The sequence below is a fragment of the Microbacterium sp. KU4F genome (genome assembly GCF_056868075.1).
Genome location: NZ_CP200324.1, coordinates 3254173 through 3268183 on the forward strand (window position 1 = coordinate 3254173; position 14011 = coordinate 3268183).

At 69.9% G+C, this 14011-nt stretch carries 13 protein-coding genes and 1 pseudogene; 10 read left to right on the top strand and 4 right to left on the bottom strand.

Annotated elements, in window-relative coordinates:
• Window positions 1–13 precede the first annotated feature (13 nt).
• Window positions 14–1765: pseudogene (locus AC1VNH_RS16080) on the top strand (proline--tRNA ligase); the annotation flags it as partial.
• Between the two features lie 10 nt (window positions 1766–1775).
• On the opposite strand, the gene AC1VNH_RS16085 reads toward AC1VNH_RS16080, so the two are convergent.
• Window positions 1776–2387 (bottom strand): acetate uptake transporter family protein, encoded by a 612-nt coding sequence (locus tag AC1VNH_RS16085; protein ID WP_344225893.1) that lies wholly within the window; start codon window positions 2385–2387, stop codon window positions 1776–1778.
• An 83-nt stretch (window positions 2388–2470) separates the two neighbouring features.
• Complete coding sequence (locus AC1VNH_RS16090; RefSeq protein ID WP_483112559.1) at window positions 2471–3265, bottom strand: DUF1206 domain-containing protein; 795 nt, start codon at window positions 3263–3265, stop codon at window positions 2471–2473.
• Window positions 3266–3351: 86 nt separating this feature from the next.
• Here AC1VNH_RS16090 and AC1VNH_RS16095 point away from each other — a divergent pair, with 86 nt between their 5' ends.
• The 5 genes from AC1VNH_RS16095 (at window position 3352) to rbfA (ending at window position 9937) form a co-directional block, all read left to right on the top strand.
• On the top strand, window positions 3352–5187 hold the full coding sequence (locus AC1VNH_RS16095; RefSeq protein ID WP_483112560.1) for a lipase family protein: 1836 nt from the start codon (window positions 3352–3354) through the stop codon (window positions 5185–5187).
• Between the two features lie 72 nt (window positions 5188–5259).
• On the top strand, window positions 5260–6246 hold the full coding sequence (nusA, locus tag AC1VNH_RS16100; protein ID WP_243227143.1) for a transcription termination factor NusA: 987 nt from the start codon (window positions 5260–5262) through the stop codon (window positions 6244–6246).
• Between the two features lie 34 nt (window positions 6247–6280).
• Window positions 6281–6553, top strand: a complete 273-nt coding sequence (locus AC1VNH_RS16105) for a YlxR family protein (protein ID WP_460736851.1) — start codon at window positions 6281–6283, stop codon at window positions 6551–6553.
• A gap of 59 nt (window positions 6554–6612) precedes the next feature.
• Entirely contained in the window at window positions 6613–9372 is a 2760-nt protein-coding gene (gene infB, locus AC1VNH_RS16110; RefSeq protein WP_483112561.1) for a translation initiation factor IF-2, read from the top strand.
• 136 nt (window positions 9373–9508) lie between these two features.
• Window positions 9509–9937, top strand: coding sequence for a 30S ribosome-binding factor RbfA (gene rbfA / locus AC1VNH_RS16115; protein ID WP_137416508.1), 429 nt, complete (start codon window positions 9509–9511; stop codon window positions 9935–9937).
• A gap of 4 nt (window positions 9938–9941) precedes the next feature.
• On the opposite strand, the gene AC1VNH_RS16120 is transcribed toward rbfA, so the two are convergent.
• On the bottom strand, window positions 9942–10439 hold the full coding sequence (locus tag AC1VNH_RS16120; RefSeq protein WP_483112564.1) for a flavodoxin family protein: 498 nt from the start codon (window positions 10437–10439) through the stop codon (window positions 9942–9944).
• A gap of 85 nt (window positions 10440–10524) precedes the next feature.
• Here AC1VNH_RS16120 and AC1VNH_RS16125 point away from each other — a divergent pair, with 85 nt between their 5' ends.
• Window positions 10525–11145 carry a CPBP family glutamic-type intramembrane protease gene (locus tag AC1VNH_RS16125; RefSeq protein ID WP_483112565.1) on the top strand — a complete coding sequence of 207 codons (621 nt, stop codon included), beginning with the start codon at window positions 10525–10527 and terminating at the stop codon, window positions 11143–11145.
• A gap of 13 nt (window positions 11146–11158) precedes the next feature.
• On the opposite strand, the gene AC1VNH_RS16130 is transcribed toward AC1VNH_RS16125, so the two are convergent.
• A complete protein-coding gene (locus AC1VNH_RS16130; protein ID WP_483112567.1) occupies window positions 11159–12025 on the bottom strand; it encodes an HhH-GPD family protein in 867 nt (288 codons plus the stop codon).
• 22 nt (window positions 12026–12047) lie between these two features.
• On the opposite strand from AC1VNH_RS16130, the gene AC1VNH_RS16135 reads away from it, so the two are divergent.
• From AC1VNH_RS16135 to AC1VNH_RS16145, 3 genes are read left to right on the top strand one after another with little or no spacing between them, the layout of a single operon-like run.
• Complete coding sequence (locus tag AC1VNH_RS16135; RefSeq protein WP_483112569.1) at window positions 12048–12719, top strand: nucleoside/nucleotide kinase family protein; 672 nt, start codon at window positions 12048–12050, stop codon at window positions 12717–12719.
• Window positions 12719–13624 (top strand): tRNA pseudouridine(55) synthase TruB, encoded by a 906-nt coding sequence (gene truB / locus AC1VNH_RS16140; protein WP_483112571.1) that lies wholly within the window; start codon window positions 12719–12721, stop codon window positions 13622–13624. Before AC1VNH_RS16135 ends, truB begins: the two co-directional genes overlap by 1 nt.
• On the top strand, window positions 13621–13989 hold the full coding sequence (locus tag AC1VNH_RS16145) for a hypothetical protein (RefSeq protein WP_344225873.1): 369 nt from the start codon (window positions 13621–13623) through the stop codon (window positions 13987–13989). The genes truB and AC1VNH_RS16145 overlap by 4 nt, the downstream gene beginning before the upstream one ends.
• Window positions 13990–14011 lie beyond the last annotated feature (22 nt).

Below are 14011 nucleotides of genomic sequence, written 5' to 3' on the forward strand. Positions count from 1 at the left end.
TAGACTGGGAATCGTGGTCACACGTCTGTCAACGTTCTTTCTCCGCACGCTCCGCGAAGACCCCTCCGACGCCGAGGTCGCCAGCCACAAGCTGCTGATCCGCGCCGGCTACATCCGACCGCAGGCGGCCGGCATCTTCGCGTGGCTCCCGCTCGGGCTGCGCGTGAAGGCGAAGATCGAGACGGTCGTGCGCGAGGAGATGGCGGCGGCCGGTGCGCAGGAGGTGCACTTCCCGGCGCTCATGCCCCGTGGCGCGTACGAGGCGACGGGTCGCTGGGACGAGTACGGCGACCTGCTCTTCCGCCTCCAGGACCGCAAGGGCGGTGACTACCTGCTCGCCCCGACGCACGAGGAGGCGTTCACTCTGCTCGTGAAGGACCTCTACTCGTCCTACAAGGATCTCCCGCTGACGATCTATCAGATCCAGGACAAATATCGCGACGAGGCGCGTCCCCGCGCCGGTCTGCTGCGCGGTCGCGAGTTCACGATGAAGGACGCCTACTCCTTCGACGCGACGGATGCGGGGCTCGATGCCTCCTATCAGGCGCAGCGCGACGCCTACGAGCGCATCTTCCAGCGGCTCGGTCTCGAGTACGTCATCGTGCAGGCGGACGCGGGCGCGATGGGCGGGTCGCGCTCCGAGGAGTTCCTGCACCCCACTCCCGTCGGCGAAGACACCTTCGTGCGCTCCGCCGGGGGGTACGCGGCCAACGTCGAGGCGTACACGACCGAGGCACCGGAGGCCGGTCCGATCGAGGGTCTGCCGGAGCCGGTCGTCTTCGACTCGCCGAACACTCCGACGATCGCCACGCTCGTCGACCACATGAACGCGGTGCTCGAGGGCGAGTACACCGCCGCCGACACGCTCAAGAACGTCGTGTTGGCACTCACGCACCTCGACGGTTCGCGTGAGCTCGTCGTCATCGGACTGCCGGGCGACCGCGAGGTCGACGACAAGCGCGTCGAGGTCGCCTTCGCGCCGGCCGAGGTCGCACCCGCCACCGAGGCGGACTTCGCCGCCCACCCGCTGCTGGTCAAGGGCTACATCGGGCCCTGGTCGCCCGAAGGTGCCGTGCTGGGCGAAGAGTCGGCCACCGGCATCCGCTACCTTCTCGACCCCCGTGTCGTCGACGGCACGAGCTGGGTCACCGGCGCCAACATCGACCAGAAGCACGTGCACTCGCTCGTCGCGGGCCGTGACTTCTTCGCCGACGGCACCGTCGATGTCGCCAACGTGCGCGAGGGTGACCCTGCCCCCGACGGCTCCGGCCCCGTCACGCTCGCGCGCGGCATGGAGATCGGACACGTCTTCCAGCTGGGCCGGAAGTACGCCGAGGCGCTGGGGCTCAAGGTGCTCGACGAGAACGGCAAGCTCGTCACGGTCACGATGGGCTCCTACGGCATCGGCGTGACCCGCATCCTCGCGATCATCGCCGAACTGAACAACGACGAGAAGGGCCTCATCTGGCCCGCGTCCGTCGCGCCGTTCGACGTGCACGTCGTGGCGGCAGGGCGGGATGCCGTGGCTTTCGAGCTCGCGGAGCAGATCAGCGCAGAGCTCGAGTCCCGAGGCATGGACGTGCTCTACGACGACCGGCCCAAGGTCTCGCCCGGAGTGAAGTTCGGCGACGCCGAGCTGGTCGGCATCCCGCGCGTCGTCGTCGTCGGCCGTGATGCGGCCGAGGGGCTCGTCGAGGTGTGGGATCGTCGCACGGGCTCGCGCGAGAAGCTTGCGCTCGAGGCGGCGTACCGGCTGCTGCAGGAGAGGCTGAGCCTCAGCTCTCGGACGCGGGTTCGCCCCGCAGCCACGGGCGGCCGAGCGGCAGCAGGTGGCGGTGCATCGTGCGCCACAGGAACTTCTCGACGAGCATGTAGAGCGCCAGCGCGGATGCGGCCAGCAGCAGCACCGATCCGACGGATCCCAGCATCGGCGCGTCGGCGAAGGCTCCGGCGGACTGCAGGCCGAGTCCTCCGGCGACGCAGATCAGCGTCATGGGCAGGACCCTGTTGTGCAGGGCCCCGGGCACGGCGAACAGAAGCGCCAGCACGGCGAAGATCAGCGAGAAGAGTCCGCGCGCCTGCGCGGTGACCTCGAAGAAGCCGAGCTCCTCGCCCAGCAGGAATCCGGGGACGACGATCCAGTACCACCCGAACGCGTTGTAGACGATGAAGTGGAAGTCGTCACCGATGAAGTAGGAGAGCATTCCGGCTGTCACCTGCACCACGCCGCCGAAGGCCGCCCCGATCCAGAACACCGGGTTCTCGTCCTGCAGCCCGAGGTGCGCGAGCTGCGCTGTCAGGGTCGCGATCACGAAACCGAGCAGCCCGATGAGTCCAGGATCCGCCGGCTGGAACGGGTAGCCGCGGAGGGTGGGGGACGACGTCATCTCGCTCCTTGTTCGACGGGTATCGTGCCAGCTTGCCGTTTCCACGTGGAGCTCGGCAACACGGCGGCCGGGAGCTGCGCGCCTCAGAGGCGGGCGTATCGCGCGCGGAACAGGCAGAACAGTCCGTAGGCGATCAGTCCGCCACCCACCGCGATCGCGATGAGCGGGCCCGCGGGCAGTTCGAGGAGGGACCGCACCGCGCCGTCCAGACCACCCGCCTCCTGCGCATCGACGCGGATCGCGGCGACACCCAGGAGCACGCCGACCGTCGCGAGCGAGACGCCCTTGGCCACGTAGCCGACGACGCCGAGCGTCTCGACCGCAGCCCGCATCGCTCCGGCCGGCACCGAGAGCTTCTTGCGGAAGCCTCGCCGCACCCCGATCACGCCGAACGCGACGCCCGCCACGAGAACGCCGACTCCCACCGCGCCGAGGATGAACGGTCCGCCGGGGATCGACAGGACTCCGCTGCTGGTCTCCTTGACGCTCTCGTCCCCATCCGATCGGCCGCCGACGGACACGACGATCGCGATGACACCGAGGGCCGCGAACGCAGCGGCCTGGCCCGCCTCAGACAGTCTTCGGGTCCATGTGCCTTTCTCGCCCGCACCCGCGAGCGCGGCCACGGCGTGCCACAGCGCCAGCGCCAGGAGCGCGAGCGCCACCGCCCAGAGCGCGACGAGTCCGCCAGGCGAGGCCGCCAGAGCGCGAAACGCGCCGGACTGGTCGGCGTCGCCGTCCCCACCGAAGGCGACCGCGAGCACGATGCCGCCCAGCATGATGTGGACGAGGCCGGTCGCCGCGTAGCCCGCCTTCGCGAGCGTGCGCAGACGCGGGTCGCTCTCGAGGCGCCGGGCGGTCTTCTTCGGGGTGCTCATCGACGCAGAATACGATCTCGCGCGTCGAGAGCCGAGGGGTTGCGGAGCATGCCGGTCCGCGGGTGCCGCGCGCCTACAATGTCCCGATGCCCGAACACGTTCCGCTGCGCCGCCGACTGCGGGTCAGTGCTCTGCCGGGTCTCTTGGATGCGGCGCCCGCGCGAGTCGTGCTGCTCATCGGTGTCGTCGTCGTCGTGCTCGGCCTGCTCATCGTCATCCGCCCGCTCGCCTCCCTCGTGCTGCTCGGACTGTACGTCGGGCTGAGCGTCATCGTCTCCGGGGTGCTCGAGCTGGTGTCTCGGCGCGCCGGGCCCACCTGGTGGACACGGCTGATCGCGCTGTTGTGGATCGCGGGCGGGATCGTCATCCTCGTCTGGCTCGGACGCAGCATCGAACTGCTGCCTCCCACTCTCGCGGTGCTGCTCGTCGTCGGCGGTCTCGCATCCGTCGGTGACGCGCTCGCCCGGGGCGTTGTCAGCGTTCGCGTGCTCTCGGCCGTCTGGGGTGGCGCTCAGGTCGCGTTCGGCGTCCTGTCGCTGACCTGGCCCGACGTCACGCTGCTCGTCGTCGCCGTCGTCTTCGGTGTGCGCACCATCGTCTTCGGTATCGGGCTCATCGCCCGTGGCATCCGCACGCGGAATCCACGCGTGCCCGAAGAGGACCGGATACGGGCGGCTCCCTCACGGCGACGCCGGGTCCTGCGTGCGGTGGGCCGCTACGCGCTCTCGTTCGTGCTCGTGGTCAGCACAGTGGGTGGCTTCGGACTGAACGACTGGCTCCGCGAGGGCGCCCCCGTCGTCGACGCCTTCTACGACCCTCCCGCGCACGTGCCCGAGGGACACGGGCAGCTGATCCGTGTGGGCGAGTACGGCGGTCGCGAGCCCGACCGCGGCACGGTGCAGCGCATCCTCTACACGACGCGCTCGTCGACCGGTGCCCCCGCCGTCGGCAGCGGGATGGTCATCATCCCCGACGATCCGCCGCCCGGTCCCCGCCCGGTCCTGCTGTGGAACCACGGCACGACGGGCGTGGCGCGCGGCTGCGCACCGAGTCTCGCCGACGGCACCGCGACGAAGTGGGCGATCCCCGCGCTCGAGCGCATGCTTGCCCGCGGGTGGGTCGTGGTCGCACCCGACTACAGCGGCCAAGGTGCGCCGGGTGAGTTCCCCTACCTGATCGGCACGGGCGAAGCACGTTCGGCGCTGGATGCGGTGCTGGCCGCCGGCGAGATCGAGGATCTCGTGCTGTCGCCCGAGACCGTCGTGTGGGGGCACTCGCAAGGAGGTCATGCCGCGCTGTGGACGACCATGCTCGCGCCGGAATACACGCCGGGCATCGATGTGCTCGGGACGGCCGCGTTCGCGCCCGCCGCCGATCCCGTCGCGCTGGCGAGCGAGCTGACCGGGGGCGACGCGGGGGCGATGCTGACGGTTCTCGTCTCCTGGGTCATCGTGCCGTACGCAGACACGTACTCGGATGTCCGGCTCGAGGACTACGTGACGACGGGGGCGCGCTCTTTCATCCGAGAGATGACGCAGCGGTGCCTGAGCGAGCCGGGTGTGATGGTCTCGGCGCTGACCGCGCTGGGGCTGAGCGAAGACACCCCGTTCGACACCGCTGAGCTCACGCGCGGCGCCCTCGGACGCCGCCTGGCCCAGAACGTGCCGACGGGGCCATGGGGCACGCCGATGTTCATCGCGTGGGGCACGAACGACGAGGTGCTGCCGACGAAGACGCAGCGCGACCTCGTGGACCGGCTGTGCGAGGCGGGGGAGCGCGTGCGCGCCGTGCCGGTGGCGGGGCGCGGGCACCAGGACATCCTCCAGCCGCGCTCCGGAATGCTGACCTCGCTGGTGCGCTGGACGAACTCGCTGCGCGCCGACGTGGTGCCCGCGAGCGTCTTCGACGACTGCGGCGGATGAGGCCGGATCGGGTAACGTAGGGGGGATGCGGCGGCGTCGCCCACCGCGAAGAGCTGAATATAGGAGGTCACCGTGGATATCGATCTCGGACTGCTGCGTACCGTCGAGCGCGAGAGGGAGATCCCCTTCGACGAACTCGTCGCCATCATCGAGCAGGCGATCCTGACCGCCTACGCGAAGCACACCTCGCCGAGCGGCGAGCTGCCCGAGGGTGCGCGCTCTCACCTCGACCGCAAGACGGGCCACGTCGGAGTGTTCATCCCCGTGCGCGACGAAGAGGGCGTCATCGTCGGAGAAGAGGAGAGCACGCCGGAGGACTTCGGCCGTATCGCCGCTTTCGCCGCCAAGCAGGTCATCAACCAGCGACTGCGTGACATCGCCGACGACGCCGTGCTGGGAGAGTTCCGCGGCAAGGAGGGCGACATCGTCGCCGGTGTCATCCAGCAGGGCCCGAACCCTCGCATGGTCCACGTCGACCTCGGCACCGTCGAGGCGATCCTGCCGCCCGAGGAGCAGGTGCCCGGCGAGGAGTACCGCCACGGCTCCCGCATCCGCGTGTACGTGACGAGCGTCTCGAAGGGAACGAAGGGGCCGGCGATCACGGTGTCTCGCACGCACCCCGGCCTGGTCCGCAAGCTCTTCGCGCTCGAGGTGCCCGAGATCGCCGCCGGTGTCGTCGAGATCGTCGCGCTCGCGCGCGAGGCCGGCCACCGCACCAAGATGGCCGTTCGCACCGACGACCCGTCGATCAACGCGAAGGGCGCCTGCATCGGCGAACTCGGACGCCGCGTGCGCGCCGTCACCGAGGAGCTGAACGGCGAGAAGATCGACATCGTCGACTACCACGCCGATCTCGCGACCTTCGTCGCCAACGCCCTCTCGCCCGCCAAGGTGACCTCCGCGTTCGTGCTGGATCAGACCACGAAGGCCGTCCGCGCGCTCGTCCCCGACTACCAGCTGTCGCTGGCGATCGGTAAGGAAGGGCAGAACGCCCGGCTCGCCGCCAAGCTCACCGGCGCGAAGATCGACATCCAGCCCGACAGCATCCTGGAGAGCTGACGCGTCCCTGACCCCCTCGGTCGACAGGTGTAAGATGGAACCCGTACGAACGTGCGTCGGATGTCGCACGCGTGCTCCCCGAAAAGACCTCCTGCGTGTGGTCTGCGTGGATTCCACGCTCGTCATCGACGAGCGTGGGGCACTGCCGGGCAGAGGCGCGTGGGTCCACGAGACGCCCGAATGCATGGATGCCGCCCTGAGGCGCCGTGCGTTCGTGCGGGCATTGCGTGTGTCAGGCCCGCTTGACACGCAGACCATCGAGAAACGGCTGAACGGCTATGGACACAAAGTGAACGGCTCGAAATGAGACCCGTCCGCGACTAACGGTCTGCCCTGTCCTGGGTAGGCCCCCAAGACAGGAGAATTGTGGCAAAACCACGCGTGCACGAGATCGCTTCCGAACTCGGCGTCGACAGCAAGGTCGCGCTTGCGAAGCTGAAGGAGCTCGGCGAGTTCGTCAAGAGCCCCTCATCCACCATCGAGCCCCCGGTGGCTCGTAAGCTCCGTGCTGCCCTCGAGGCAGACGGGGTCGCGGCGCCCGCCGCCGCACCCAAGCCCACGAGCGGCGCCCGTCCGGGCCCGGCTCGTCCTGCGGCACCGCGCCCGCAGGCTCCGACCCCCGCGGCTCCGGCTGCGCCGGTCGCCGAGACGCCGGCTCCGGTGACCGCAGCGCCTGCTGCTCCCGCCGCATCTTCTCCGGCAGCCCCCGCCGCACCCGCTTCGGGCGCGACGCCCGCTGCGGCGACCCCCGGCGCTCCCAAGCCCGGCGCGGCTCCCAAGCCCGGCGGTGCCACCCCGCCGCGTCCCGGCGGCGCGCCCCGTCCCGGCAACAACCCGTTCGCGAGCGCGCAGGGGATGGGCCAGCGCCCCGCAGGCCCCCGCCCGGGCAACAACCCGTTCGCGAGCGCGCAGGGCATGGGCCAGCGCCCCTCGCCCGGCAACATCCCGCGTCCGCAGGCACCGCGCCCCGGTGCCCCTCGTCCCGGCGCTCCGCGACCGGGCGGTGCCGGTCGCCCCGGCGGCGGCGGTCGTCCCGGCGCTCCGTTCCAGCAGCGTCCCGGCGGTCCCGGTCGTCCCGGCGGTGCTGGTGGCTTCCAGCGGCCCGGTGCCCCCGCGGGCGGCGGCTTCGCCGGTCGTCCCGGTGGCGGCGGTGGCCGCGGCCGTGGTCCCGGCGGTGGCACCGCGGGTGCCTTCGGTAAGGGCGGCGGCAAGTCGCGTCAGCGCAAGTCGCGTCGGGCGAAGCGGCAAGAATTCGAGATGCGGTCGGCGCCGGTCGTCGGCGGCGTCAACGTCCAGAAGGGCAACGGCGAGATCATCCGCCTGCGTCGCGGTGCCTCCATCGCCGACTTCGCGGACAAGCTCGAGGCGCTGCGCGGGTACACCGTGCAGCCCGGAACGCTGGTGACCATCCTGTTCAACCTGGGTGAGATGGCGACGGCGACCGAGTCGCTCGACGAGGCCACCTTCGAGGTGCTCGGCGAGGAGCTCGGCTACAAGATCCAGATGGTCTCGCCCGAGGACGAGGACAAGGAGCTGCTCGAGGGCTTCGGTCTCGACCTCGAGGCCGAGTTGGAGGCGGAGAGCGAGGACGACCTCGAGATCCGTCCTCCGGTGGTGACCGTCATGGGTCACGTCGATCACGGTAAGACCCGACTGCTCGACGCGATCCGCCAGACCAACGTCGTGGCGGGCGAGGCCGGTGGCATCACCCAGCACATCGGTGCGTACCAGGTGTGGACCGAGCACGAGGGCATCGAGCGCGCGATCACCTTCATCGACACCCCGGGTCACGAGGCGTTCACCGCCATGCGTGCCCGTGGTGCGCAGGTGACCGACATCGCGATCCTCGTGGTCGCCGCCGACGACGGCATCATGCCGCAGACGGTGGAGGCCCTCAACCACGCGCAGGCCGCTCAGGTGCCGATCGTCGTGGCCGTCAACAAGGTCGACAAGCCCGATGCCAACCCGGCCAAGGTGCGTCAGCAGCTCACCGAGTACGGCCTCGTCGCCGAGGAGTACGGCGGCGACGTCATGTTCGTCGACGTCTCGGCCCGTCAGGGGACGAACATCCAGGAGCTGCTGGACGCCGTCCTGCTGACCGCGGATGCCGGCCTCGACCTCACGGCGAACCCGAACAAGGCTGCGCGCGGTGTCGCAATCGAAGCGAAGCTCGACAAGGGCCGTGGATCGGTGGCCACCGTGCTCATCCAGTCCGGAACGCTGCGCGTCGGTGACGCGATCGTCGCGGGAACGGCCTACGGGCGCGTGCGCGCCATGATCGACGAGAACGGCGACCCGGTGGAGGAGGCCTGGCCTTCTCGTCCGGTGCAGGTGCAGGGTCTGAACTCCGTGCCGCGCGCAGGCGACGTCTTCATCGTCACCGAGGAAGACCGCCTGGCCCGTCAGATCGCCGAGAAGCGCGAGGCCGCCGAGCGCAACGCGCAGCTGGCCAAGGCCCGCAAGCGCATCTCGCTCGAGGACTTCACCCGCGCGCTCGAAGAGGGCAAGGTCGAGTCGCTCAACCTCATCATCAAGGGCGACGTGTCCGGTGCCGTCGAGGCGCTGGAGGAGTCGCTGCTCAAGATCGAGGTCGACGACTCCGTGCAGCTGCGCATCATCCACCGCGGTGTGGGTGCCATCACCGAGTCGGACATCAACCTGGCGACGATCGACAACGCGATCGTCATCGGCTTCAATGTCCGTCCCGACACGAAGGCCCGCGAGCGCGCCGCGCGCGAGGGTGTCGATGTCCGCTTCTACTCCGTCATCTACAACGCGATCGATGACGTCGAACAGTCCCTCAAGGGCCTGCTCAAGCCGGAGTACGAAGAGGTCCAGTCGGGTGTCGCCGAGATCCGCGAGGTGTTCCGCTCCTCGAAGTTCGGCAACATCGCCGGTGTCATCGTGCGCTCGGGAACCATCACCCGCAACGCGAAGGCCCGCGTCATCCGCGACGGCGTCGTCATCGCCGACGGTCTGGCGATCGAGTCGCTGCGCCGCTTCAAGGACGACGTCACCGAGGTGCGTACGGACTACGAAGCCGGTATCGGCCTCGGCAAGTACAACGACATCCAGGTCGGCGACGAGATCGAGACGACCGAGATGGTGGAGAAGCCGCGCGGCTGATCCTCTGGTTGCTACGGACTCGGATGTCCGTCCTCGGCAAGAGCGGGGCCCCTACCCCGATTGCCTCGGACGGACATCCGAGTCCTCCGCAGTTTCGAGTCCGCCTTCAGCGGACTGAGATAGGGAGAAGAAGAACATGGCCAGTGAACGGCAGGCGAGGCTCGCCGACCGGATCCGCGTGCTCATCGCCGAGCGGCTCGAGAAGGGGCTGCGCGATCCGCGCCTCGGGTTCGTGACGATCACGGACGTGCGTGTGACGGGCGACCTGCAGCACGCGTCCGTGTTCTACACGGTGCTGGGCACCGAGCAGGAGCGTCTCGATTCCGCGGCGGCACTGACCGCTGCAACGGGAATGCTGCGCAGCGAGGTGGGCCGCAAGCTCGGCGTGCGGCTGACGCCCACGCTCGAATTCATCCCCGACGGCGTCCCCGAGAACGCCGGTCACATCGAAGACCTGCTGCGCGAGGCGCGCGAGCGTGACAGCGCTGTGGCGGGTCTGGCGGCGTCGGCTCAGTACGCCGGTGACGCCGACCCCTACGTCTCCCGTGAGGACGACGAAGACTGATCTCTCAACGGGACGCCGTCAACGCGCGTCCCCACGCGAAGGCCCGTTCGAGCTCTCCCTGCTCGAGCGGGCCTTCGCGTGATGTCACCACAAAATCGGCGGTGTCGGACACGACGAGCGCACGGCGCTTGGCGGCGCGCGCTATCGACCTCGCGGCCGAGCCCACGAGGAACGACCGGCCCTGACGGGTGTCGAAGGCCGCGACCCGAGCCGGCGGGCTCTCCACGACGACCGTGGCGAGCCATTCGCGGACTCCCGGGGTATGGGGGACAGTGGAACCGTGGGAGCGCGCCTCGGCGCGGCTCGATGGGGTCGGCAGCGTGAACGCGTGGGTCGGGGCGCCGATGACGAGCAGGCCGAGCGACGGGGCGAGTGCGGACGGTGCCTCCGCGACGGTGCACAGTGTGAGCCCGTCCGAACGCTCTCGAGCGCCGCGGGCGATCTCCTCGGCCACCTGACGGGTGTTGCCCCAGAGCGATTCGTAGACGATCAGCGTCTCCACGCCCCGCACTGTACGCCCGGGTCACGCGAAGCGCCCGGCCGCGGACCGGGATTAACAGCGCGCACCGAGCCGCTAGCGTGGCGACATGTCGTCCGCCCCCGAACCACGCCCGCGTGCGGCGCCGTCCGCCGTCGACGTCCGCAGCGCAGTGGCGGCCGTTCCGATGTGGTTCGCGCTCTTCGCGCTGACGCCGGGGTTGTTCGCGGACGGGCCGGGCGCTCTCCTGTCGGAGGACATCGACCTTCGGCTGGCTGTGGAGACCGCGCTCGTGGTCATCCTGGCAATCGCATTGATGCTCACCTTCCGTCGGGAGAGCCGGATCCTGTTCGCCCGCGGTCGCACGATGTGGGCTCTCGCACTGCCGTCAGCAGCGCTCCTGACGCTGCCCTTCCATTACGGGCTCCCGCGCCCGCTTCCGCTCTATGTCGTATGGATGGCGGCATCCGTGCTCTGGCAGGACTATCTGACGTTCGGTCTCCTGCAGTCGTTCGTCAGTCGAATCCTGCCGGCGTGGGGGAGTGTGCTCGCGGTGGGTGCTCTCTTCATGTGCGTGCACCTGGTCTACCTGCCCGATCGCTTCGTCTCGCCGCTGCCGGCGCTGGCGATGCTCGTGCTCGGAATCGTGCTCGCACTGCTGCGGTCGTGGACGGGGACCCTCCACGTGGTGCTCGCACTGCACCTGAGCTTCTACTACCTCTTCGCCTGAGCCGCGCCGAGTCTCAGCGCGGCAGGCGGAGCTCACCGTCGACGGCCTCTGCGAGGCCGTCCGCAACCAGGGAATCGATGGCGCGATCGCGCTGGAGCGCGTCGGGCCAGTCCACGGCCACCTCATCGAGGGGGACCGCATGCTCGGATGCCTCGCGCAGCTGCTTGAGCACCGCGCCGCGCGCCTGTCGGTCGCTGCCCTCGTACCGAGCCTGTCGCCGGCGGGTGTCGCCCGTGTCGGGATAGCCCGCGGCACGCCATGCGCACATCGCGCGGAGCGGACACTCGGTGCACCGTGGACTGCGTGCCGTGCACACGAGCGCTCCGAGTTCCATGGCGGCGGCGTTCACCACCGCCGACGTGGCCGCATCCGCGGGGAGCAACGCGTCCATCGCCGCCAGGTCGCGCCGCGAGGGCGGGCCCGGCTGGGCCTGGCCGTCGATGGCACGAGCGAGGACGCGCCGGGTGTTGGTGTCGACGACGGGGTGGTGATCGCCGTATGCGAAGACGGCGACCGCGCGTGCCGTGTAGTCGCCGATCCCGGTGAGAGCGAGCAGCTGATCGACCTCCCGCGGCACGACGCCGTCATGCCGATCCCGGATCTCCACCGCCGCACGGTGCAGCCACAGCGCGCGACGGGGATAGCCCAGATTCGCCCACTGCCGGACCGCGTCGGCCGGCGACGCCTCCGCGAGCGCCGCGGGCGTCGGCCACAGGGCGAGCCAGGCATCCAGGTGGGGGATCACACGGTTCACCGGGGTCTGCTGGAGCATGAACTCGCTGACGAGCACGCCCCACGCGCCGAATCCCGGCGCGCGCCAGGGAAGATCGCGCGCGTTGTCGCGATACCAGGCGACGAGCGCGGGGGCGAGATCCGGCATCCCTCCAGCCTAGGCTGGAGACATGCGCCCACCGATCTCGCAAGAACAGGAAACGCTGCTCGGCGAGCTGCGTGCGGAGCTGCGCCAGCACCATCGTCGGGGTCGGCTGCTGGTCGCCGTGGATGGCAGGGACGGTGCGGGCAAGACCCTGTTCGCCGATGCGCTCGCGGATGTCTTGCGCGAAGACGGCTCGACCGTGTTCCGCGCATCCGCGGACGACTTCCACCGCCCACGCGCCGAGCGCTACGCGCGGGGTCGCACGTCCGCTGAGGGTCACTACCGCGACTCCTACGACAACGACGCGCTGCTCGACCGGATGCTGCGACCGTTCCGCGCGGGCGCGCGCTTCGCGACCGCGACGCTGGACCTGGACGAAGATCGTCGGTTGGACGTCGAAACCGAACCAGCGCCCGCCGACGCGGTTCTCGTGGTCGATGGGCTCTTCCTCCTGCGACCGGAACTCCGCGACGTCTGGAACTGGTCGCTGTGGCTCGACGTGCCCCTTGACGTGGCGTTCCAGCGCATGGCGGAGCGCGACGGCACCGACCCTGACCCTCTCGCAGCATCCAACGCCCGCTACCGCGAAGGCTTCGAGCTCTATCTTCAGGACGGCGACCCGCGCGGCCGCGCGAGCGTGATCGTCGACAACACCGATCCTTCGCATCCGATTCGCGTCTTCCGGGACTTCTGCTGATGGCCGGCGACGCAGCGCCGACCGGCGTGCTCCTGGTCGACAAGCCCGGCGGACTCACAAGCCATGACGTCGTCTCCCGTACCCGTCGCGCGCTGAACACGCGCAAGGTCGGCCATGCGGGCACGCTCGATCCGATGGCCACCGGGCTCCTCGTCCTGGGTGTCGGCGCCGCGACGCGGCTGCTGACCTATGTGGTCGGGCTGGACAAGACCTACGAGACCACCATCCTGCTCGGAGCGAGCACGGACACCGACGACGCCGATGGGACGGTCGTCCATCGTGCGGATGCGGCGAGACTCGCCGCCGTGACGGACGAGGAGATCCGTGCGGGCGTCTCCGCTCTCACCGGCGACATCGAGCAGGTGCCGAGCACGGTGTCGGCCATCAAGGTCGCGGGCAGACGTGCGTACGACCTGGCGCGGGCGGGTGAAGACGTCGTGCTGGCCTCGCGCGCCGTGACCGTCTCGCGTTTCGAGGTGCTCGACATCCGGCGTCGCGAGGGCACGATAGAGCTGGATGCGGTCGTCGACTGCTCCAGCGGCACCTACATCCGCGCCCTCGCTCGGGATCTGGGAACCGCGCTGACGGTCGGCGGACACCTGACCGCACTGCGCCGGACCCGCATCGGTGCGTTCGATATCTCAAGAGCCGTCGACCTCGAGCACATCGACAGCCAGGCACTGTGGGAGCCCGCAGCCGCTGCCGCCCTCGCGATGCCCACGCTCACCGTCGGCAACGAGGAGGCGCGTGATCTGCGCCACGGCAAGCGCCTCAACGGCGCTGCCTCGAGAGTGTCCGCCACTCCCGCGGCGGCGATCGGCTCGGACGGTGCCCTGATCGGTGTGCTGGAGCGTCGAGGCGCCGACCTCAAGAGTGCGATGAACATGCCGGAGGAGCACTCGTGATCCTCTGGTTCGCGCTCGTGCAGGTTGTCGTCGCCGCGATCGCTGCGCTCGTGTGCACCGTCCTCGGGCTGGCCGGTCGGCGCCCGAGCGATCTCAGCGTCGGCGCGCTCGCTCTCGTGGAGCTCCTGCTGATCGCGCAGATCGTCGTGTCGATCGTGGCGCCGTTCGCGGGTAACCCCATCTCCGGCAGCACGCTCGAGTTCTGGGTCTATCTCGTCTCAGCGGCGCTGCTTCCACCCGCGGGTGTCTTCTGGGCGCTGCTCGAGCGCAGCCGCTGGAGCACGGTCGTGATGGGCGTGGCCGCGGGGTCGGTGGCGGTCATGGTCTGGCGGATGCAGGTGATCTGGAGCGGGATCGGCGCCTGAGCCGGGCGCCCGGCGCCTCGAT